Here is a 21,003-nt window from a genome sequence, read left to right as displayed (position 1 = left end):
TTTATAAATATAGTAAATTAATGATATAAAATCAATATCTTATTATAATATTATCGTAAAATAATGATTATTTTCTTTAAATATTCTGATTCTTTATTAATATAACCTTACAAATAAACAATTAGTTAACAAAATTGAAAATTAATAGGCAAAAAATATTGTTTTTTTATACTATAAATGTACAATATAGGACATTAATAATTATTATTTTAAGGAATATTAAAGTGAAAGATTTGCTTATTGAAATATTAGTAGAAGAAATACCTGCAGATTTTGCATATCCTGCTAGTGTAAGTTTTAAAAAAATAATAGAAAATACATTAAAAAACAACGGTATCAATTTTAGTTCTGTTAATTCATACACTACCCCAAGAAGATTAGCAATTTTAGCAGAAGATATAGAAGAAAAATCAAAAGATGAGGTTATAGAGTTTAGAGGTCCTTTATTTGAAAGTGCTTTTAAAGATGGAGCTCCTACAAAAGCTGGAGAAGGTTTTTTGAAATCTCATAATATAGATGCTAATTCAATAAAAAATATAGATGAAAATGAATCATTTGATAAGCCATATATAAAAGATGTAAATGGAAAAAAATATATATTCGTCAAAAAAGAAAAAAAAGGTATAGAAACTAAAAAACTATTTGAAGAAAAACTAGAAAGCATTATTTCAAGTATAGATTTTAAAAAGAAAATGAGATGGGGAAACAAAGATTTTGCTTTTGTACGCCCTATAAGAAATGTACTTGCCTTATTCGGAAATGAAATTATTAAAACTTCAGTTGCAGGAATAGAAACTAATAATAAAGTAACAGGACATAGACTTCTTTCACCTGAATTTAAAGAAATTAATAATCCTAAAGACTATGAAAAAATTTTATTAGAAAAACATGTTATAGTTTCAAGAGAAAAAAGATTAGAAAATATTATAAATCAATTAGAAAATATTGAAAAAGAACATGGATATGAAGCCGTTTCAAAGAAAAAAGTATCTGAAATAGTTGTGGATTTGGTAGAAGAGCCTTATTTACTCACTGCTGAATTCGATTCTAAATTCTTAGAAGTTCCTAAAGAAGTTTTAACTAGTGAAATGATTGAACATCAAAAGTATTTCCCATTATGCAAAAAAGACGGTACTTTAACTAATTTGTTTGTAATAACAGCAAATCAGCCTAAAACTCCTCAAATAATAGCAGGAAATATAAGAGTATTAACAGCAAGACTTTCAGACGGAAAATTCTTGTATCAGGAAGATATTAGAAAAGGCATGGATGAGATGAATGAAAGACTCGAAATGCTAATGTTTAGAAAAGAGCTTGGAAGCGTTGCTGATAAAGTAAAAAGACTTGAGAAAAACTCAGAACTTTTAATAAAACTTTTAGGCTATGAAAAAGATAAAGAAAATATACTTAAAGCTATTAAATACATGAAATCAGATTTAGTAAGTAATATGGTATACAATTTCCCAGAGCTTCAAGGTATAATGGGAGGATATTTTGCTAAATCTATGAATCTTAATGATGATGTTGCTTTAGCTATCAATGAACAATATAGACCTTTATTTGCTGCTGATGAAATACCTTCTAATGATACAGGTAAGGCTATAGCTATACTTGATAAAATGGATAATATAGCAGCCGGTTTCTATGTAGGAGATATACCAACAGGTTCTCAAGACCCTAATGCTTTAAGAAGACAGGCTTTAGGTATTATTAATATACTTATAAAATCTAAAAAGCATGTTAATCTTAAAAAGTTAATAGAAGATTCTATCAATTCTATGCCTAAAGATGCCAGAAATAATAAGAGCGAAGATTTAGTAAAAGATATATTTGAATTCTTTAAATCTCGTTTTGAAAATGATATTGACTTTGCTAAAGATTCTGTTGCCGGCGTGCTTTCTACTGGTATAGATGATATGTATGATGCTTACTTAAAAATAGAAGCTATTGATGCGTTTAGAAAGAAAAATGAAGAATTATTCTCTAATCTTTTAACAGTATTTAAAAGAATTAAGAATATGATTAAATCAGCTAAAGATGTTAATTTAGATGAATCATTATTAAAAGAAGATGCAGAAAAATATCTATACAATACATATAAAGAAAAATTAAATGAAGTTAATAAACTTATGGAAAATAGAGAATATGAAAAAACATTTGCTTTATTGGCTAGTCTTTATGAACCATTAGATAAATTCTTCAAAGATATTATGGTAAATGTAGATGATGAAAAAATTAAAAATAACCGTATAGCTTTACTTTCTTCAGTTGATAAAATTTTCAAGAATATGCTTGATTTCTCTAGTTTGGTAAAATAATACATTAATAATATTTAATTGTATATAAAGCACTTTCATTTTTATATGAGGGTGCTTTTTTATTATAAAAACTTTTTAAACAATAATATAATATGTAAAAAATGTCTTACAAATAAAATATAACTATATTATATACTATGCTATTTATATAATAATTTTATAAAACTACTAATTATATAATTGTAAAATTTCTTATAACTTTATATTATATAATCAATACAAAAAAGGAGAGAAAATGAAAAAAATTATACCTATAGTATTATTTATATCTGTTTTAATATTTTCATGTTCTAAAACAGATACAACATCAAATCAGAAAGGAACAGCTGAAGCAGGCACTATGGACTTAGATTTTCAGGCTGTATTCGGTGAAAAAGCTAATGATGATAATAATTTAATGCAAAACTCATATTTAAAAGTTTCAGGAACTTACGGCAATATCGATGCTAAAGTAGATGCTACTACAGGAGCTTCAACACCAAAAGGAGCAACAAAATCTTGGGACTCATACAGATATGAGAATAATCAATATGCCAATAATAAAATAGAAAGAGGATTAGGATTCTTTGTACTTTACGGAGTTTCACCTGCTAAAACTTATAATTTTGACGGTATGACAGGAACAGGAACATCTCAAAAAGTATTGAATGGAACTAACGGCCCTATCATCACAGGAACAGGCGTTACTAAAGATGAAACAGGAGTAATAACTATAAGATATGCTCATGCAGGAGGACCTACTGTTTATCCTTGGGTTTATGAATTAAAATCTGATACTAACGGAATATTTAAAATAGGTTACGGTTCAGATAATAACAAAGTAAGTACTTCTCAAATTTCCAATGATATAAATTTTGCTGATATTCAAATGGTTACTGATAAAGCTAAAGACGGCATACCTTATTGGCAGGGTGATTTGCAGGGTACTTTTGAAAATGATACTTTAACTTTGAAAGGTACTTTAAAAGAAGTTAAATAAAAATTAAATATGTATTTATAAGAGGCTTTATTATAAGCCTCTTTTTTATAAAATATAATTTAAAATTATTGCGGTATTGAATTAAAAAATTATATAGTCTAAAATGATAATATATAATTTTTAAAAAATATATAAAATATTTTTTTATAGTTAATTTTTATTTTATTATACTATGTAGTTTGGAAAAAATTGATATAAAATTTTTACAAATTATAAAGATTGGAGAAAAATCTATGATTCGATTATTACCTATTCTTCTTTTAGCCGTATTTTTTATAGGATGCGGTCAGCCAAATTACGCTAATTCAGAAAATTCCATAAAAGCAAAAAATGTTATAATTTTAATTGCTGACGGACAAAGCACTGATGTAATTACATATTCAAGATGGATTAATGGTGGAGAGTCATTAGCCATAGATGAAATGTTAAGCGGAGCAGTGAGAACTCATAATGCTGATTCTCCTATAGCTGATTCTGCCCCTGCCGGTACAGCTATAGCTACTGGGTATAAATCATCTTATAAGCAGTTTATAGGTCTTCTTCCAGATGAGGCTATACTTCCTAATTCATCAATACCTACAGAAGCCAGAAGTCCTATAGCAAATGTATTAGAGGCAGCACAGCTTCTTGATAAAGCTACAGGAGTAGTTGCTACTGCAGAAATTATGCATGCAACTCCGGCAGCATTTTCTGCTCATGATATCACTAGAAAAGACTATGATGATTTAAGCGAACAGCAAATATTTCAGGATATAGATGTTATGCTTGGAGGCGGATATAAGTTTTTTACTAAAGAAGGCAGAAAAGACGGAAAGGATTTGATATCTGAAATTACTAATTTAGGTTATTCTATAATCAGAACTTCTGATGAATTAAATTCTTTCACAGGCGATAGGGTTGTAGGACTTTTTGCAGATGCAGATTTGGCATATGATATAGACAGAAATGAAACATCTCAGCCTTCATTGGCTCAAATGACTTCAAAGGCTATAGAGATACTTTCTAAAAATAAAAATGGATTCTTTTTGATGGTAGAAGCTTCCAAAGTGGATTGGGCTGCTCATGCCAATGATCCGGTGGGATTAGTATATGATACTTTAGCTTATGATGCTGCTGTAAAAGTTGCATTGGATTTTGCTAAAAAAGATAATAATACTATGGTTATAGCTGTAACAGATCATGGAAACAGTGGTTTTTCTATGGGAAATTATGACACATCTTCAAATTATCAACAAATACAATTAGAAAGCCTTATAGATCCTATAAAAAAAGCTTCACGTTCTGCTGAATATATAGCTAGAAAAATAGAAGCTGGTGAAGATATAAGAGAAACTATGTCTAAATATTATTCTATTAATGATATGACAGCAGCAGAAGTAAATTCTCTTACAGGCAAAACAGGTGATGATTTACATTATGCTATAGGACCAATATTAGCAAAAAGAGCATATTTAGGATTCACTTCTCATGGACATACCGGAGAAGATGTTCCTTTATATACTTATTTACCTAACAATAAAAGAATTATAGGTCTTATAGATAATACTGATATAGCTAAAAATATTGCTAAAGCCATGGGAATAAGTTTAGATGAAGCTTCCAAAAAATTATTTATGAGTGAAGATGAAATAAAAAAAGCAGGTGCTGAGCTAACATCTGACGGTCAAATTCTTACTATACGTATGAAAGATAAAACTGCTCAAATGATGAAAAACAGAAATATAATTACTGTAGACGGAGAGAAAAAAACTTTACAGGGAGTTGTAGTTTATAATGAGTCTAAATGGTATTTCCCTGCTGATGTATTAGATATATTGAATAAATAATTATATTTTTCATATTTATAAGCGGGACTGTTTTTACAGTTTCGCTTTTTTATTTTTAACAATTTTTATTAAAAGGTATTCTACTATATGACTAAACAACTATATTTTGTCAAATATTAGCCATATGGGCTTTCCGCACGGTACCGCAAATTATTATGTATAGTCAACTATACGTGCGGCTGATTACTTATTAATATACAAAAGTTAATAATTTATATTACATATAAAACAAAGTTAGTATTATTTAATACTAATTTTATCCTTGCACTTTAGCGAAGCGTGCCGACGAAGTCCACCTCGCGAAGCGTGCCTTTGGCAGGTGTCGGCAGCAACTTTGACGCTGTCCGCCCCGCTGTGCGTGCCTACGGCAGGTGTGCGGCGGGAAAAAGTTGAATAAAAAAATTACAAACTTAAAAATTTTCAGTATATACCTAAACAACTATATTTTGTAAAAAATTATTTTTTTATTTTAAATGCACAATAATATATCTATAATAATTAATTATATATTTAAATGCTTCCATGCCTCATAAAAATGATGAACAGGGCCATGACCTTTACCTACACTGTCAACTTTGGCAGCCTGTAAGGCATTAAATAAATACTCTTTTCCTAATTTTGAAGCCTCAAGAGGAGTTTTACCATGTGCTATATAACTGCATATTGCTGCTGAAAGTGTGCATCCTGTACCATGCGTATTTTTAGTATCTATTCTTAAAGCATCTAAAAACTCTTTGCTTTCTTTATTAATAAATAAATCTCTTGACAATTCACCTTCTAAATGTCCGCCTTTAAGCATAACATTTTTTGCCCCCATATTGAGTATATCATTAGCGGCATCTATCATATCATCATCGGTTTTTATTTTTTTTGAAGTTAAATCCTCAGCTTCAGGTATATTCGGAGTTACAACAGTAGAAATAGGAAGTATATATTTTTTTAAACTGTCAACTGCCTCTTCAAGAAGAAGTCTGTCTCCGCTCTTTGCCACCATTACAGGATCAACTATTATAGGTATGTTCTTAGCATTATTACTCAAAAAATCTGCAACTAATTTTATTATATCGCTATTAAAAAGCATTCCTATCTTTATAGCATCAGGTATAATATCATCAAATATGCATTCTAATTGTTCTTTTATAGCTTTTAATTCTATTTCATAACAGCTTCTTACACCTTGAGTATTCTGCACAGGTAATGCAGTAAGTACGCACATTCCATAACATCCCAAAGCAGAAAAAGTTTTCAAATCTGCCTGTATGCCGGCACCTCCGGAACCATCAAATCCAGCTATTGTTAAAGCCTTTACCATTATCAAAAACTCCTATAATTTATTATGAATTAAGATTATTTTAATTTTTCTATATATTTATCATATATAAATTTACATATCAATTTTGAATTAAATACAGACAAATCAGCGAACTCTCCTATATATTCATTTCCTATTTTTTCTAATATATTAATAGAAAAACTTATTTTATAAGAACTTATGGACATAGAAGCATTTTTTATAACATGTCCAACTTCCAAACTAGCTTCTTCAGGAGGCATAATAAATTTTAAGCCTACAGGCGACATTTCTATTATCATACCATGAAGAATTTGCCTTACACCATCATGTCTAAATACCAATTTAAAATTATCTAAATTGTTTATTACTATATGTTTTAGTTTTTTAGGTTTTACCCCAGCCTTATCTATTAAAACATTGAATCTATTCAAAAAATCTTTTTCATTGAATGGCTTTAATAAAAATCCTGAAACTCCAATCCTCATCATCTTAGTAAAAAACTCTCTAGTAGGATCAGCAACATGAACTATAACATGAACTCCATGATACCTATCATCTAAATAAATTTTTTCAAGTATACTCTCCATTTCCGTATCATTTTCCTCAACCTCTATAATAGCAATAGAAAAAGGAAGTTTACCGAACATACTTAAAATATTATTTTTATCTTTCACAGCCACAACTTCATATCCTGCCGTAATAAGAATACTGATAAAACTGTCCCTTATTTGTAAAGATGAATCATAAACTAATACTCTCATAATATATACCTGAAAATTAATTATATTGTTTTTACATTATATAATAGAAAAAATTAAAATCAATAATATATATAAACTTAATCATAAACTCTAATAAGTAAATAATTTTTATAATATACTTCATAATATATTACATTTGGTATATTATACATTTAATAAAAAGATATTATTATATTTCATTAACAAAAATATACTAAAAAGTTGTTTTTTTTATTTATTATATATAATAAAGAGATGAAAACATCTGGATATAATTTATTTCCGCCCCTTTTAGGGCATATAAAAAATTGGTATAGCCATATTGATAGGATTAAAAATATGGGATTTGAATGGGTGTATATTAATCCTATAACATATCCCGGATTCAGCGGAAGTCTATACGCTACAAAATATTATTATAAATATAACCCTGCTTTTTTCACTAGCTGTGAACAAGAAATTGCTGAAAAAGAGATTAAAGATTTCCTTGCCTATTGTAATAATAAAAATATAAAAGTAATGATAGATTTGGTTATTAATCATTCATCAAAAGACTGTAATTTGACTAATGAACATTTTGAATGGTATAAAACCAAAGACGGGGCTTTGCAATCTCCTGGAGCTTGGGATAATGGAAAATGGATTGAATGGGGCGATTTAGCTATGTTCAACAATAAAAGAGATCCCAATGAAAAAGATGATGAAGAAAACGCTGATAATAAAGATAATAGTGAAGAAGAAAATAATCATGAGATAAATAATAATGAAATATTAAATCCTATATGGTATTACTGGAATGATTTAATAAAACATAATCTTGATTTAGGATTCAGCGGATTCAGATGCGATGCTGCATATAAAGTTCCTAAAGAATTATGGAAATATTTAATAGATAATGCTAAAAAAATAAATAATGAAGTTATATTCTTTGCTGAAAGTTTAGGCTGCTCTATGGAAGATACTAAAAAACTTATAAAGGCAGGTTTTGATTATGTAGCAAGCAGTGCTAAATGGTGGGATTATGAAGGAGAATGGTTTATAGAACAGTATGATCTTGCAAGAGAAAAATGCAAACAAATAGCATTCCCAAGTAATCATGATACTAGAAGACTTATTGAAGAATATGACGGAAATATTTGGAGAGTAAAACAGACTTTCTTGTTTACAGCAATAGTATGCGATATGTGGATGATAACTTTAGGTGATGAGTTCGGATTCTTAAAAAGATGCAATGTTGTGGGTGGAAATGAAAAAGATTATGAAAATATAAACTATGATTTGAGTGAATATATAAAAGATATCACTAATTATATAAATAATAATCCTATACTTGCTAATTGCGGTAAAATAGTTTCTATTGATATAGAAGAAAAAAAGAAACTAGAAAAATTAAAAAAAGAAACCGATACTCATTACGAATATCATGAACATCATGAATATTATCAAGAGCAAGAAAGAAATTATAAAGAAAAAAAAGAAAAAGATCCTTTTAGAAAGTTTTATAAATATAGTTTGGATGAAAATGATAAGCTCTTAATTATAGTTAATATAACTTCTAAAACTAGACAATTAGATACAAAAGAATACGGAATAAAAGAAGATATATCATTTGAAAACAAAATAGAAAATATTACAGAAACTATTGATATATTACCGTATCAATTAAAAATATTCGCTTTATAAGGAAAAATGTATTGGGTATAAAATTATAGGAAGTTTATTTTATGGAAGAGAGAAAATCTATAGACAGTTTTTTTTCAGATTTATCTATGGGGTTGCTTTTTGCTGAAAACACCAATGAAATAGATAGAGTTGTAGATTTATTCTTGGAAAAAACTTGTCAGTACTACGGTTTTGATTGCGGAGAAGTGTATTTTCCTAAAGGGGATTATCTTATACTTAGAGGTGTATATGGAATAGACAGATACTATGTATGTAAAGTTGATTTTCCAATATCTGCCAATCATTGTAAAGATGTATTATATGATCAAAAAGTTTATGTAGGTGAAAATATCAATCATACAAATATGGAAGTTTTTTCAAATTATTCATCTATGTTTGTACTTCCGATATTTTTCTATGCAAATCCTATTGGAGTTGTTCTTTTTAGAAATAGAGAAAATAAAATAGAATTCTATAACTCTATAATTGATGAAATAAAAAATGTTATAGGACACTTTGCTGTATATGCAAATAATGTACTTCAAAGCGTCATATTTGATGATAATGCATACAGAGAATCAATAATAGACATCATAGTAGAAAATACTAATTCATATATAGAACCTGAATTAGCTGAAAAAGTATTTACTCCATTCTTTACAACAAAGAGTCATGGGGTTGGTATAGGACTTGCTATTTCTAAGAGAATAGTAGAAGCACATGGCGGAAGTATGGTTATAAAAAGTGTTAATAGTCCGTCTAAAATAACAACTTTTTTTGTTTCCATACCTGTTAATTTAAATAATTAAAAATCATTTTCCGATAATAATTTAGTGGAGATGAAAATATGGCTAAAATAAGTGAAGCTGCAAAAGCTGATTGCACTAGGATGCAAAATAAATATAAAAATTTACTTGCAGGAATAGAATCAAAACTAGTAAAAGTAGAAAAAGATTTGCTTACTTTGGAAGATAGTTTTGAAATAGCTGCTAAAAAAATAGAAGCGGCTGTACTATACATTCAGGCATCTTCTTACATTGCAACTACTTGTTATATAGCCATAGAATTTATAGATGTCCGTTCTGATAATCAGCTTAATGATGGAAGAAGATACATTAACAAAGCAATTATGCTTTTAGAAGAAGTATTCGGAAATCATACAGATGATTCTCTCTCTTTAAACGAAGAAATACATGAATATTTTAAAGGTAAATTATCAGATGAGTGGAAATATAAATTTATCTGCTCGTTTGGATATGTTATAGACTATTTCAAATATTGTTACGGTGAGAATTCTAAATGGCTTCAAAATTTTGTAGAAATAGAAGCTAGATTTGCTACTATAGGCAAAAATATGATAGACTTCAAAACTTATATTAAAGAATTAAGCCCTGAATTGGAAGGATATAAATTCAGAGTAAAAATGATGGAGTTAGTAAAAAAACTATTAGCTTCTGCCGCTGAACAATACAGAACTAAATATGAACTTCAAGATAAAAGATTAGATGATATGAAAATGGCTTTAAATATCATCGCATCTCTAAGAAGAATACATGTATATTTAAATGAAAATGAAGAATCCGAAGAGAAAAAGAAAATGTATGATCTTTGGAAAAAGAAATTAGATGCTGATATCAAAAAAATGAAATAATATACATACCTTTACAATTTTTTACTTTTTAGTATAATAATAATACTTATGAAAATAAAAATTACTTTGATACTATCTCTTATATTTGTTGTTATTATATTAAAAATAGTAACATTTTCTAAAAACTTTGTAGAAAATTATTATTCTAGATTAATATACAAAAATATTGCTGGTACTATAAACCGCATATCTTCAAATTTTAATTTTTCATTGGGTGAAATACTGCTTTTTTTATTTATAATAGCAGTAATAATTTTTATTGTAATAGCTTTTAAAAAATCTTTTTTCAATGCGGATATAAAATCATTAGCAGATAAAACAAAAACAGCATTAAATTTTTTATATATACTAGCCTGCTCTATGATCGTTATATATATAATATTTCTTTTAGTATGGGGATTAAATTATCATAGAGTACCTTTAATAGAAAATTATCCGCCAAGAGAAATAAATAATGATGATATATATTTATTGGCTGATACTCTTATAAAAAATATAAATAGTATAAAAGATGAAATGAAGTATAAAGAAGTTAATACCAATTATCAGGCTTTAAATAGAATGATAGAATCTGAATATAATAAAGTATTTGAGGATTTTGAGTTTTTAAATATGCATTATTCAAAAACAAAGCCAATAATGATATCAAAATTGTTTTTACATCTTCAAATAACAGGAATATATTCTCCTTTTACTTCTGAGGCAAATGTAAATATACTCATTCCAAGCATATCAATACCTTTTACAATAGGACATGAAATGGCTCATCAAATAGGCATAGCTTATGAAGATGAGGCTAATTTTATATCATATGTAGCCTGCTCTAAACATACAGATCCATTTGTAAGATATTCAGGTAATTTTGAGGCACTTTTATATGTTTTGGGTGAATTAAAAAGAGATGAAAATTATGCTCATTTGATGGCAAATTTAAATAGCGATACCAAAGAAGAAATAAAAAAATATTATGAGTTTTGGCAGCAGTATATGGGAAATCTTTCCAAAGTAAGCCAAAAAGTTAATGATACATATCTTAAAGCAAATAGCCAAGATGACGGAATAAAAAGTTATTCAAGGGTTGTTAAACTATTAGTATTATACCATAATATTAACCCTCAATAAAATTTAAAGTTTTACGATAATAAAACTGCATATATAATTTATAACTAACAAATAGGATATTTTACATGCGTTTAGATGAACCGCCTTATTTTTATCAATGCAAAAAATGCAAAAGAAGATTCACTGTAAGAAGAAAAAAACATACTATAAATTTACTTATAATAAAACTTAATAAACAGAAATGTCCATATTGCAAAAGCTCAAGAACAAGAAATATTGATGATATTGTAAAAGCAATATAATATAAACAATATCAAAATTTATTAATTTTTTATATTTTTAATCTTAATATTCATATTACAAATAATAATTGCCTATTGAATTATTATAATATTTGATATATAAATCAATTATAGGCGGTATTATTTTATGAATGAAGAACTAAATAATAAAGAATTAAATAATAATGAAACACTAATCAATGATGATGACTCTTTCCCTGAAATTGAAATATATGTCAATAAAAAAAAATTATCCATACTCATATTCGTATCTTTAATTTTTATTTTAATGGGTATATTTATATTTATCAATAGAAAAGAGTTTAAAGAAGAAATTATAAGTATTTTTATATTAATATTTTTTAGTATATGTATTTTAACTTTTATCATGCAATGGTTAAAATCTAGAAAACCTATAATCACATTAGATGAAAACGGCATAGCTTATTATGTTTTATTAAAAAATCAAAATATATTTATTAAATGGACAGATATTAGAGAAATACTTTTTTCAAAAACATTTATATATATTTATTTGAAAGAAGAAAATAGTTTATTAGAAAATAAAAAAAATAATGATGAACCTATTGTCATATATATATCAGAAATAAATATGAAAAGAAATACTTTAATATATCTCATAACACATTACTTTGAAAATAAAAAATAAAAAATTATAAAGGAGATATTTAATTATGAATAATGAAAATAATAAATTACATTCAGATAATAAATTTTCTATTAAAATTTATATAAATAATATAAGATTCTTCGCGGTAATGATGATAGGATTAATTATCGCCATACTTTTGATAGATGTACTATTTACACAAAATCCTGATGAGGATATGAAAGCTGCTATTATATTTGTAGTATCTTTTTTTATGTTTGGAGTTATTATACTTTCTATCATTCTAATAAGAAGCGTAATCTTTAAAAAAGCAAGTTTTATATTAGATGATAAGGGAATATATTATAATAATTTACTTGTGAAAAGTTATATTTATGTTCTTTGGAAAGAGATAAAAGACTTGGATATAATAGGAAGCTACTTATTTATATATTTGAAAGATCCTCAAACTTATTATTTCAGGAAATTCAAAGGAAGAATAGTATCAGAAGATCCATTATACATATATTTGGGTGATTTAGATATAAGCAATAAATTTATAAACAGCATGTTTAAATTCTTTGATGATAATTATAGAAATATAGAAGATGATGATAATAATCAAGAAGATGATTATAAAAAATATTATAGGGATTATTATTGATATATACCTAAACAACTATATTTTGTCAAAAATAAATTTATATTTTTGTTTTTATATCTGGGGCTTTGCCCACCGCGAAGCGTACCCGTAGGGTAACACCCCACTTCTTTTGCGACCGAAGGAAGTACTGTTAAGTATTGACACATACGAAGCCCGCCTACGGCGAAAGGCTATATTTGAACTTAAATGTAATAAATTATTTTACATGTAAGACGATTTTAGTATTATTTAGTACTAATTTTATACTTGCACTTTCGCGAAGCGTATCCAAGTTTATTGAGGATATAAGGTTCTTTGACGAAGTCCGCAGAGCGTATGCGGCGGGAAAAAGAACAATAAAAAATTGACAAAGTTAAAAATTTTTAGTATATAAAAAATGTGCATTGAAAATATAAAAGAAATAATCAATGCACCTTTTAAAAACTTCTGATTAAATTATTTAAAATTTCTGTTTATATCAAGCTCTCTTAAAGTTCTAATCATCTGCATTTCCATTTCTATTCTAAAATTATCATTAACAGCACTATTTATAGCGTTATTATTAGGATTTCTCTGATGCATTTGAGATTTAATAGTAGAATTATTTACTCTCATCTGATTTTCAAGCATTCTGTATCTAGGAGAATATCTGCCGTCTATATCTCTTAATTTCTGTCTGTCCCAATAGCTCATATAACCGCTTCCGAACTTGTAAAATCTTCCATTCCTGTAATAGGTTTTAGTATATCCCGGATTTGAGAATCTTGGTGTTGATAAATCATTTTTATAAGGATAAACAGGTATAGCATTCTTTGCTGTTGACGGGATAAAAGGTTTTACATTCCCAACCCTAGGAGTCGGAGAATAACGATATTGTGAAAAAGCTAAGCTTGCGGCAACTAAAAATATTAAAAATATTTTCATATATACCCTCCTAATTATTTTATATGATTATTATATAACTATTATACAATAAAGCAATATCAAAAAATAAGCCCCGCATAATAAATATCATGCGGGGTATAAAGTTGAGCGATTAAAAAATTATTTATTTTGGTATACTTTGTCTATTTCTAAAAAGCACTGACTTCTCAATTTTTGTAAGTCTGCTGAAGCTTTACTTCTAGCATCTATTGCAGCATTAACTGCATTTTGATCTGGAGTTTCTTTTCTCATTTCAGCATCTAATTTTTGTGTTTGATTATATATTTCCATTCTTAGGCTATCCATTTGAGGGAAATATTTATCTTGTATGCTTCTTACTTGATCAATTTGCTCTTGAGTAAGTGCAGCACCATAATATCCGTAACCTCTTCCATAACCATTACCGTATCCATAGCCTCTGCCATATCCGCATCCGCCTCTTCCGTAACCTCTGCCATATCCGCATCCTCTGCCATCACCATATCCATAACCTCTACCGTATCCTCTTCCATAACCATCACCGTATCCATATCCTCTTCCGTAACCTCTGCCATATTGAGCGAATAATGATACTGAACCTAAAACCATAATTGCTATTGAAATTAATATTACTGCTTTTTTACTTATTTTGTTTTTCATAATGTTTTCTCCTTTTAATTTATATATTTTTTTAAATTATTATGCTAATTAATTGTAGTAGTAATAACATCCGTTATTATTGCCCCTGTTGTAATAATTGTTATTATAACCGCAAGAGTTTCCTCTATTTCTTCCATTTCCATAACCTCTGCCGTCACCGTATCCCCTGCCGTACTGACCAAATAAAGACACTGAAGCAAAAATCATTATTAATGCTGAAATAAAAATTATAATACCTTTTCTCATATATTTTCTCCTGTTTTTTTATTTTTTATCATTTTGTTTTCTTATGCCTTATTAGACGATGATAAAAATAAAAAGTTCCCGAAAAAATATAAATTTATTAAAAAAATTGAATTTTTTTATATACTAAGGGTATGTATATGTAATTTACTTGATTTTTTTATATAATTTCTTTATTAATCCTATTTTTCCAAAGCATATATAGTAGAATAATGCCAATATTAGCACAACAGGAACGGCAACAGCTGTAAAACCTACCAAAAAGAATAATATACCTGAGAAAAATTCTTTCAAGAATGAAATTAAATTCAAATATTTATTATATATATTTGTATTACTTTTTATTGCTTCAGGATTTGATATATTTAAAGTTACTCTTGAATAATCAACTGATGACTGAAGATTCTTTAAATTTCCTTTCATGCTTTCTATTTCATAAGTTAAATTATTGATTCTATCTTCTACTTTTAATATTTCATCAATATTTTTAGCTTCTCTTAAATAGTTTCTTAATTTTTCTAAAAGTACTTCCCTATTTTTTATCCTATTTTCTGTATCATAATAAGTTTCTGTAACGTCCTGAGTATTTATATTTTTATTTTCAACTTTTTCATTTTGTTCTATGAAATCTATAAATCCATAAAGATTTTCTTTAGGTATTCTTATATTAAGATAATATCTATTTTTAGAAGATTCAACATTATCAAAATATCCATTATATTCTTTTAATTTCTCTTCTATGGATTTATAGCTTTTTTCTACATCTTTTGAATTTACTCTTATATCGACTGAAACTATTAATTTTCTTTCTACGGCTGCACCATTTGAATCTGCATAGTCTGATACGGTACTTTCTTCTTCCATTCTAGCTTGAGGAGCAGGAGGCGGAGCAGATACCCCTGAAGTTGTAGCTAAGAAATTAACATTTTGTTCGGAAGATCCGCCTTTACCGCAAGATAAAAATAATAAAAATGTAAAGATTATAAATATAAATTTTTTCATATAATTACCCCCAAAAAAATAATTTAATATAATAATGATATTATAACAAATTATTTTTTCAAGCCGTATTTCATATATTTATTGATCGTTATTTATATCTTTTAAATTATTTTTATCACAGTATACTATATTAGCATTAGGATTCAATTCCAAAACTTTATTATAATCTTTTATAGCCTCTTCATAAAGCCCTATATTATACTTGGCATTAGCCATATTATGATAAGCAAGTTCATTATCAGGCTTTAATTCAATAGCTTTATTATAATCTTCTATAGCATCATAATATAAACCCAAATTATATTTAGCATTCCCCCTGTCATTATAAGCCCATACATAGTTGGGATTAAATTCTATAAACTTATTATAATCTCTTATAGCCTCTTCAAATAAACCTAATTGAAATTTAGATAATGCCCTTAAATAATACATTTTCTCATCATTAGAATTTAATTTAATGGCTTTGTCATAATCATCTATAGCATTTTCATAAAGCTTTAATTCTTGATTGGCAAGCCCTCTTATGTAATATATTTCGCTATCAGAACAGTTTCTAAAATCATTAAGAAAATTATTTATTATATCTACAACATCTTTATAAAGTGAAAGATTAAATTTCTGTTTAGCTAAATTCTTTATATCAATTAAATTATCATTCATTAAATATAAACCATTATGAAATATTGAAGAATTTTATACTTTCTTCTAAAAACTTAGCTTTATCAAATAATCTCTTAGATAATTCGCTTGATTCCTCAGCCAAAGCAGCATTTTGAGTAGTGGCACTTTCTATACTATTTATAGCAATACTTATTTGAGAAACTCCTGCCTCTTGTTCTAATGATGTAGAAGTTATACTCTGCATTAAATCAGAAGTACCGGATACTTTATCCTGCAATTGAATAAATATTTCTTGAGATTCTCTTGCGGTATTTGTAGCAGTATCTATTTTTTCAGCAGTATTATCAACAAGGGCAGTAATATCTTTAACAGATGTCTGAGTGGTTTGTGCCAAATTCCTAACCTCGCTTGCTACAACCGCAAAACCTTTACCTTGAGTACCAGCACGAGCAGCCTCTACCGAAGCATTAAGAGCAAGTATATTAGTTTGGAATGCTATATCTTCAATAATCTTTGTAATATCTTTAATCTTATCACTAGCCTGATGTACTTCTTCTATATTAGAAACAGTTTGTGCTATTATATTAGCAGCTCCTTCAATATGTGTCATAGATTCTGACATCATATTTTTACCGGATACAGAATTATCAGCAGATGCTTTAATAGTAGAAACTATTTCCTCCAAACTTGAAGCTGTTTCTTCCAAACTAGAGGCTTGAGAGTCAGTTCTGCTTGAAAGTTCAACACTGCTTTCCATCATTCTCTGAGAAGCTAAAACTATTTCATTTGATGCATCATTAACATTGCTTACAACCTCAGCCAATTTCTGACTCATAATATTAAATGCTTTCTCTAATTCTCCAAATTCATCTTTTCTATAATTAGCAGATGATTTAAGCTCTATATTTCCCTCAGATATTTTATTTGCCTTTTTCATCAAAACACTTAAAGGACTCATAGTTTTTGTAATGTATGAAACTGAAAATAAATTAACAAATATTATAGATAATATACAAACTATTATAGCTATTCTAACCATACTTATATTTTCAGCATATATAACATTATCATCTGTTGCCATAGATAATATCCAAGGCATAGTATTCATTCTTGTATAAATTGCTGTTCTCTTTTCTCCATTTGTATCAGATATATATTTCAATATACCACTATCTTTATTATCTTTTATTACATTATCATAACTTTGATTAGCTGATGTATTTATTTGCTTTCTAGTGTCAAGAGAAATATTTCTTTGATAATCAATTGCAAATAATCTTCCTGTTTCCGGAAGCTGCAATTCGCCTAATTTTTCTCCCAAAGCATCCCAATTGAGAATCATATACACAGCACCAATTAATACATTATTAGTTTTAACTCCTGCAATGATTGCTAAAGTCATATTATCACTTATAGTAGATTTTATTACTTTTGTATCATAGGCAACATCATAATTATTTTTTACAAAATTATCCCAAATACCAGGTCTTAAATCTTTTATATTTCTTCCCAAATTAATACTTTTTGTATTTTGTAAAGTAACACCGTTTCCATCGGTTACGCCTATATCTAAAGAATATTTATTTATAGCTTCAAATTGCTTAAATGTATCTATTAATGCCACAGCTTCTTCAGGAGTTTGAGTTCCAGACAAATAATTAATAATAGAAGGTGTAATAGAATATGTTCTTATTAAGGTATTGTTTTCTTCAAACCAGGTATCCAACATAGATTTATAACCTTCTATAGTATTATTATATCCAGCATATGTGGACTTTGTTATACCTAAATAAGATTTATATGATAATATTATTATTGTTATTACCAAAAGTATTGTTGTTATAATGCTTATAGTTAATGGCATCTTAAATCTTATAGAACTAGTCTTTTTCATAGTTTAGCCCCTCTAAAATTTAATTTTTATAAGAATAATTTAACACTTATTAGAAAATTTACTAACTAAATTTATCGTTTTTTGTATAAAAAATTCAATTAATAAAAAATTTATTTTATTTTTAATTAGTACTTATATTTTATAATCATTTAATTAATAAATTTATTTAATCAGGCATTTACAATTAATAAATATTATTATAGCCTTATGAAAAATATGAAGAAAAAATTAAAAACATTATTAAGTTTTACCCCTCTATTTATAGTCATAATTATTATATTATGGTACAAATCACCTATTAACGGAATAAAATGTTATCCTGAAAGTGTATCAAAAATAGATATAACTTATAATGGAAATGCAATAATAGTAACAAATACTAATGATATAAATTTTATAATAAAAAGCCTGAATAGTATATCGTTAAATAAATCAATATTAAAAATTAATAAATCAAAAATAGGATATATAATAGATATATATTCAACTAATAAAAATATGATTAATAATTTAACTATATATTCATCTGAAGCTGCTTCTATAGGAAATTTTTATTATACCGATAAAAATGTAATGCTGCCTTATGAATATATAAAAAATTTGTACACTAATGTAAATTAGATTACAAGTATATGTAAAAAAAATATAACACTTTTTTTTAAAATTAGGTATAATTAATAAGTATAGTTTAAATAAAATAATTTTTTGAATCTGGAGAACATAAGTCATGAAAAAACTTCAAAGCTTAAGAGTGAAGATGCCTCTTATAATTATTTCTATGGTTACTTTCTTTATTGTAGCATTAATCGTAATAACGGAAATAAAAGCATCATATGCAATAAAAAATGCTACATATACTGGATATAATAATACTGTTATGGGCTTTGCATCACTTATAGATACATGGTTTGATGATCAATTGGCTATAGCAAGCATATATGGAACTTCTGAAGAATTAATAAGATATTTACAGTTAAGAACTGAAGATTTGCAAATTTTAGCTTTAAATAATTTAAAAAAATTCAGATCATTAAATGAATATGCTATCAATATAGGTTTATCAGATTCTAATGGAACAGTATTAATAGATTCAGATAATCCGGATCTAGTGAATCAAAATATTTTTAATATACATCCAGATTTAAAAAACAAAATAAATAATAATACAAAAGGAGTATTTGGAGAAAATATTACTCATTCTCTTACAACTGGAGGATGGTCTTTAATACTATTAGAAAAAGTAAAAGATAATAATGATCAGATTATTGGATACTTATATGTAATACTTGATTGGTCTACTTTAAATAAAAATCATATAGAACCTCTTGTAATAGGTAAAACAGGAAGTATGTTTGCTATTGATAAAAATTTAATAATAAAAATACATAGTAAAACAGAAAATATAAATCAACCTGCTCCTACTCAATTTAAAGATGCTTTCAACTTGGGAAAAGGAATATTAAGTTATGATTTCAATGGTGAAAGCAGAGTTTCATCAGTTATGACATTAAAATCACAGCCTTGGGTATTGGGTATATCTGTAACAGAAGCAGAAATATATGAAGCTAATAGAATGCTTATGCTTATGATGATAATAATATCTGTTATAGCTATAATTATAATAGCTGTATTTATATCAATGTTTATAATGTCTATAACAAAACCATTACATCTATTAGTAGGTGTTGCTAAAGAAATAGCAGACGGAGATTTAAGAACTACAAAACAAAAAATTAAAAGAAAAGATGAACTTGGAGAATTATCAGATGCATTTGTCGCTATGAGAAAAAAATTAGTAGATACTATTATCACTGTTGAAGAATCAGCAAATAATATTACAATGGCCGCAAAAGAATTATCTGAACAAAATACAGATTTAGCTCATAGAACAGAAAGTCAGGCAGCAAGCATAGAAGAAACATCTGCATCTATGACAGAAATATCTTCTACAATAAGAGATTCTGCTGAACATTCTATTAATGGAAGTAAAATGATATTAGATTCTAAATCTTCTGTAGAAAATGCAGGAAATATAATATCTGAAACAACTTCCAATATAGAAGAAGTTCATGATGCAAGCAGTAAAATTAAAGACATAACAAAAATAATTGAAGATATAGCATTCCAAACTAATATACTTGCTCTTAATGCTTCAGTAGAAGCTGCACGTGCCGGAGAACAAGGTAAAGGTTTTGCTGTTGTTGCTGCTGAAGTAAGAAACTTAGCTCAAACTACACAAACTTCAGTAAAAAGCATTACAGATTTGATTGAAAATGTTTATGAAAAAATAGATAAAGCTACAGGAACAGCAAGAGAATCTCAGGAAATATTTATAGAGATACAAAATAAAATAGATGATGCTTCTAAAATTATGCAAGGAATAAGCAACAGTGCAGTTGAACAGCAAAATGGTATAGATCAGGTAAAAATAGCAATAGCAGAAATGGATTCTACAACTCAGAAAAATGCTGCATTAGTAGAAGAAGCTACTGCATCTGCTGAATTATTATTTGCTCAGTCTAAAGAATTAATGGATGCTATACATTTATTCAAACTTCCTGATGGAACTAAATAAATAAATGATAGATTATAAAAATACCTCATACTTTTATTT

At 27.1% G+C, this 21,003-nt stretch carries 20 protein-coding genes; 12 read left to right on the top strand and 8 right to left on the bottom strand.

What is annotated here, in order from left to right; all coding sequences use genetic code 11:
* Nucleotides 1–224: 224 nt before the first annotated feature.
* The 3 genes from glyS (at nt 225) to BINT_RS02905 (ending at nt 5,123) form a co-directional block, all read left to right on the top strand.
* The gene (gene glyS / locus BINT_RS02915; protein ID WP_014487063.1) at nt 225–2,318 is read left to right on the top strand and encodes a glycine--tRNA ligase subunit beta; all 2,094 of its coding nucleotides are present in this window, start codon (nt 225–227) and stop codon (nt 2,316–2,318) included.
* A gap of 235 nt (nt 2,319–2,553) precedes the next feature.
* Complete coding sequence (locus BINT_RS02910) at nt 2,554–3,297, top strand: hypothetical protein (protein ID WP_014487062.1); 744 nt, start codon at nt 2,554–2,556, stop codon at nt 3,295–3,297.
* A gap of 233 nt (nt 3,298–3,530) precedes the next feature.
* On the top strand, nt 3,531–5,123 hold the full coding sequence (locus BINT_RS02905; protein ID WP_041177205.1) for an alkaline phosphatase: 1,593 nt from the start codon (nt 3,531–3,533) through the stop codon (nt 5,121–5,123).
* 502 nt (nt 5,124–5,625) lie between these two features.
* Here the strand turns inward: BINT_RS02905 and thiD are convergent.
* A complete protein-coding gene (gene thiD / locus BINT_RS02900; protein WP_014487060.1) occupies nt 5,626–6,435 on the bottom strand; it encodes a bifunctional hydroxymethylpyrimidine kinase/phosphomethylpyrimidine kinase in 810 nt (269 codons plus the stop codon).
* A gap of 35 nt (nt 6,436–6,470) precedes the next feature.
* Nucleotides 6,471–7,178, bottom strand: a complete 708-nt coding sequence (locus BINT_RS02895) for a PleD family two-component system response regulator (RefSeq protein ID WP_014487059.1) — start codon at nt 7,176–7,178, stop codon at nt 6,471–6,473.
* A 234-nt stretch (nt 7,179–7,412) separates the two neighbouring features.
* On the opposite strand from BINT_RS02895, the gene BINT_RS02890 reads away from it, so the two are divergent.
* From BINT_RS02890 to BINT_RS02865, 7 genes are all read left to right on the top strand, one after another.
* The gene (locus tag BINT_RS02890; protein WP_014487058.1) at nt 7,413–8,840 is read left to right on the top strand and encodes an alpha-amylase family glycosyl hydrolase; all 1,428 of its coding nucleotides are present in this window, start codon (nt 7,413–7,415) and stop codon (nt 8,838–8,840) included.
* Between the two features lie 41 nt (nt 8,841–8,881).
* A complete protein-coding gene (locus tag BINT_RS02885; RefSeq protein WP_014487057.1) occupies nt 8,882–9,628 on the top strand; it encodes an ATP-binding protein in 747 nt (248 codons plus the stop codon).
* A 38-nt stretch (nt 9,629–9,666) separates the two neighbouring features.
* Nucleotides 9,667–10,470, top strand: coding sequence for a hypothetical protein (locus BINT_RS02880; RefSeq protein WP_014487056.1), 804 nt, complete (start codon nt 9,667–9,669; stop codon nt 10,468–10,470).
* 48 nt (nt 10,471–10,518) lie between these two features.
* Nucleotides 10,519–11,592, top strand: coding sequence for a DUF3810 domain-containing protein (locus BINT_RS02875; RefSeq protein ID WP_014487055.1), 1,074 nt, complete (start codon nt 10,519–10,521; stop codon nt 11,590–11,592).
* A gap of 65 nt (nt 11,593–11,657) precedes the next feature.
* A complete protein-coding gene (locus tag BINT_RS14845) occupies nt 11,658–11,834 on the top strand; it encodes an FmdB family zinc ribbon protein (RefSeq protein WP_014487054.1) in 177 nt (58 codons plus the stop codon).
* Nucleotides 11,835–11,961: 127 nt separating this feature from the next.
* On the top strand, nt 11,962–12,483 hold the full coding sequence (locus tag BINT_RS02870; protein WP_014487053.1) for an STM3941 family protein: 522 nt from the start codon (nt 11,962–11,964) through the stop codon (nt 12,481–12,483).
* Nucleotides 12,484–12,508: 25 nt separating this feature from the next.
* The gene (locus BINT_RS02865; RefSeq protein WP_014487052.1) at nt 12,509–13,087 is read left to right on the top strand and encodes a hypothetical protein; all 579 of its coding nucleotides are present in this window, start codon (nt 12,509–12,511) and stop codon (nt 13,085–13,087) included.
* Between the two features lie 435 nt (nt 13,088–13,522).
* Here the strand turns inward: BINT_RS02865 and BINT_RS02860 are convergent, their stop codons facing one another.
* The 6 genes from BINT_RS02860 to BINT_RS02835 all read right to left on the bottom strand — a co-directional run bounded on the left by BINT_RS02860 (nt 13,523) and on the right by BINT_RS02835 (nt 18,389).
* On the bottom strand, nt 13,523–13,990 hold the full coding sequence (locus BINT_RS02860) for a hypothetical protein (protein ID WP_014487051.1): 468 nt from the start codon (nt 13,988–13,990) through the stop codon (nt 13,523–13,525).
* Between the two features lie 120 nt (nt 13,991–14,110).
* Complete coding sequence (locus BINT_RS02855; RefSeq protein WP_014487050.1) at nt 14,111–14,629, bottom strand: periplasmic heavy metal sensor; 519 nt, start codon at nt 14,627–14,629, stop codon at nt 14,111–14,113.
* 48 nt (nt 14,630–14,677) lie between these two features.
* Complete coding sequence (locus tag BINT_RS02850; protein ID WP_014487049.1) at nt 14,678–14,875, bottom strand: hypothetical protein; 198 nt, start codon at nt 14,873–14,875, stop codon at nt 14,678–14,680.
* 144 nt (nt 14,876–15,019) lie between these two features.
* Nucleotides 15,020–15,874 carry a DUF4349 domain-containing protein gene (locus BINT_RS02845; RefSeq protein WP_014487048.1) on the bottom strand — a complete coding sequence of 285 codons (855 nt, stop codon included), beginning with the start codon at nt 15,872–15,874 and terminating at the stop codon, nt 15,020–15,022.
* A 78-nt stretch (nt 15,875–15,952) separates the two neighbouring features.
* A complete protein-coding gene (locus tag BINT_RS02840; protein ID WP_014487047.1) occupies nt 15,953–16,534 on the bottom strand; it encodes a tetratricopeptide repeat protein in 582 nt (193 codons plus the stop codon).
* Nucleotides 16,535–16,547: 13 nt separating this feature from the next.
* Entirely contained in the window at nt 16,548–18,389 is a 1,842-nt protein-coding gene (locus tag BINT_RS02835; RefSeq protein WP_041177204.1) for a methyl-accepting chemotaxis protein, read from the bottom strand.
* 216 nt (nt 18,390–18,605) lie between these two features.
* On the opposite strand from BINT_RS02835, the gene BINT_RS02830 reads away from it, so the two are divergent.
* Both BINT_RS02830 and BINT_RS02825 read left to right on the top strand, forming a co-directional pair.
* A complete protein-coding gene (locus BINT_RS02830) occupies nt 18,606–19,010 on the top strand; it encodes a hypothetical protein (RefSeq protein ID WP_041177560.1) in 405 nt (134 codons plus the stop codon).
* Nucleotides 19,011–19,116: 106 nt separating this feature from the next.
* Nucleotides 19,117–20,964 carry a methyl-accepting chemotaxis protein gene (locus BINT_RS02825; RefSeq protein WP_041177203.1) on the top strand — a complete coding sequence of 616 codons (1,848 nt, stop codon included), beginning with the start codon at nt 19,117–19,119 and terminating at the stop codon, nt 20,962–20,964.
* The last annotated feature ends 39 nt before the right edge of the window (nt 20,965–21,003 follow it).

The sequence above is a fragment of the Brachyspira intermedia PWS/A genome (genome assembly GCF_000223215.1).
Classification (GTDB): domain Bacteria; phylum Spirochaetota; class Brachyspiria; order Brachyspirales; family Brachyspiraceae; genus Brachyspira; species Brachyspira intermedia.
This window is presented reverse-complemented; position numbering and strand designations above follow the sequence as displayed.

What these genes read in the sequence shown, in the direction of transcription:
- BINT_RS02840 (WP_014487047.1), bottom strand. Translation starts at nt 16,534, where the DNA reads ATGAATGATAATTTAATTGATATAAAGAATTTAGCTAAACAGAAATTT.
- BINT_RS02860 (WP_014487051.1), bottom strand. Translation starts at nt 13,990, where the DNA reads ATGAAAATATTTTTAATATTTTTAGTTGCCGCAAGCTTAGCTTTTTCA.
- BINT_RS14845 (WP_014487054.1), top strand. Translation starts at nt 11,658, where the DNA reads ATGCGTTTAGATGAACCGCCTTATTTTTATCAATGCAAAAAATGCAAA.
- BINT_RS02845 (WP_014487048.1), bottom strand. Translation starts at nt 15,874, where the DNA reads ATGAAAAAATTTATATTTATAATCTTTACATTTTTATTATTTTTATCT.
- BINT_RS02880 (WP_014487056.1), top strand. Translation starts at nt 9,667, where the DNA reads ATGGCTAAAATAAGTGAAGCTGCAAAAGCTGATTGCACTAGGATGCAA.
- thiD (WP_014487060.1), bottom strand. Translation starts at nt 6,435, where the DNA reads ATGGTAAAGGCTTTAACAATAGCTGGATTTGATGGTTCCGGAGGTGCC.
- BINT_RS02895 (WP_014487059.1), bottom strand. Translation starts at nt 7,178, where the DNA reads ATGAGAGTATTAGTTTATGATTCATCTTTACAAATAAGGGACAGTTTT.
- BINT_RS02870 (WP_014487053.1), top strand. Translation starts at nt 11,962, where the DNA reads ATGAATGAAGAACTAAATAATAAAGAATTAAATAATAATGAAACACTA.
- BINT_RS02885 (WP_014487057.1), top strand. Translation starts at nt 8,882, where the DNA reads ATGGAAGAGAGAAAATCTATAGACAGTTTTTTTTCAGATTTATCTATG.
- BINT_RS02825 (WP_041177203.1), top strand. Translation starts at nt 19,117, where the DNA reads ATGAAAAAACTTCAAAGCTTAAGAGTGAAGATGCCTCTTATAATTATT.
- BINT_RS02875 (WP_014487055.1), top strand. Translation starts at nt 10,519, where the DNA reads ATGAAAATAAAAATTACTTTGATACTATCTCTTATATTTGTTGTTATT.
- BINT_RS02910 (WP_014487062.1), top strand. Translation starts at nt 2,554, where the DNA reads ATGAAAAAAATTATACCTATAGTATTATTTATATCTGTTTTAATATTT.
- BINT_RS02850 (WP_014487049.1), bottom strand. Translation starts at nt 14,875, where the DNA reads ATGAGAAAAGGTATTATAATTTTTATTTCAGCATTAATAATGATTTTT.
- BINT_RS02865 (WP_014487052.1), top strand. Translation starts at nt 12,509, where the DNA reads ATGAATAATGAAAATAATAAATTACATTCAGATAATAAATTTTCTATT.
- BINT_RS02830 (WP_041177560.1), top strand. Translation starts at nt 18,606, where the DNA reads ATGAAGAAAAAATTAAAAACATTATTAAGTTTTACCCCTCTATTTATA.
- BINT_RS02890 (WP_014487058.1), top strand. Translation starts at nt 7,413, where the DNA reads ATGAAAACATCTGGATATAATTTATTTCCGCCCCTTTTAGGGCATATA.
- BINT_RS02855 (WP_014487050.1), bottom strand. Translation starts at nt 14,629, where the DNA reads ATGAAAAACAAAATAAGTAAAAAAGCAGTAATATTAATTTCAATAGCA.
- BINT_RS02835 (WP_041177204.1), bottom strand. Translation starts at nt 18,389, where the DNA reads ATGAAAAAGACTAGTTCTATAAGATTTAAGATGCCATTAACTATAAGC.
- BINT_RS02905 (WP_041177205.1), top strand. Translation starts at nt 3,531, where the DNA reads ATGATTCGATTATTACCTATTCTTCTTTTAGCCGTATTTTTTATAGGA.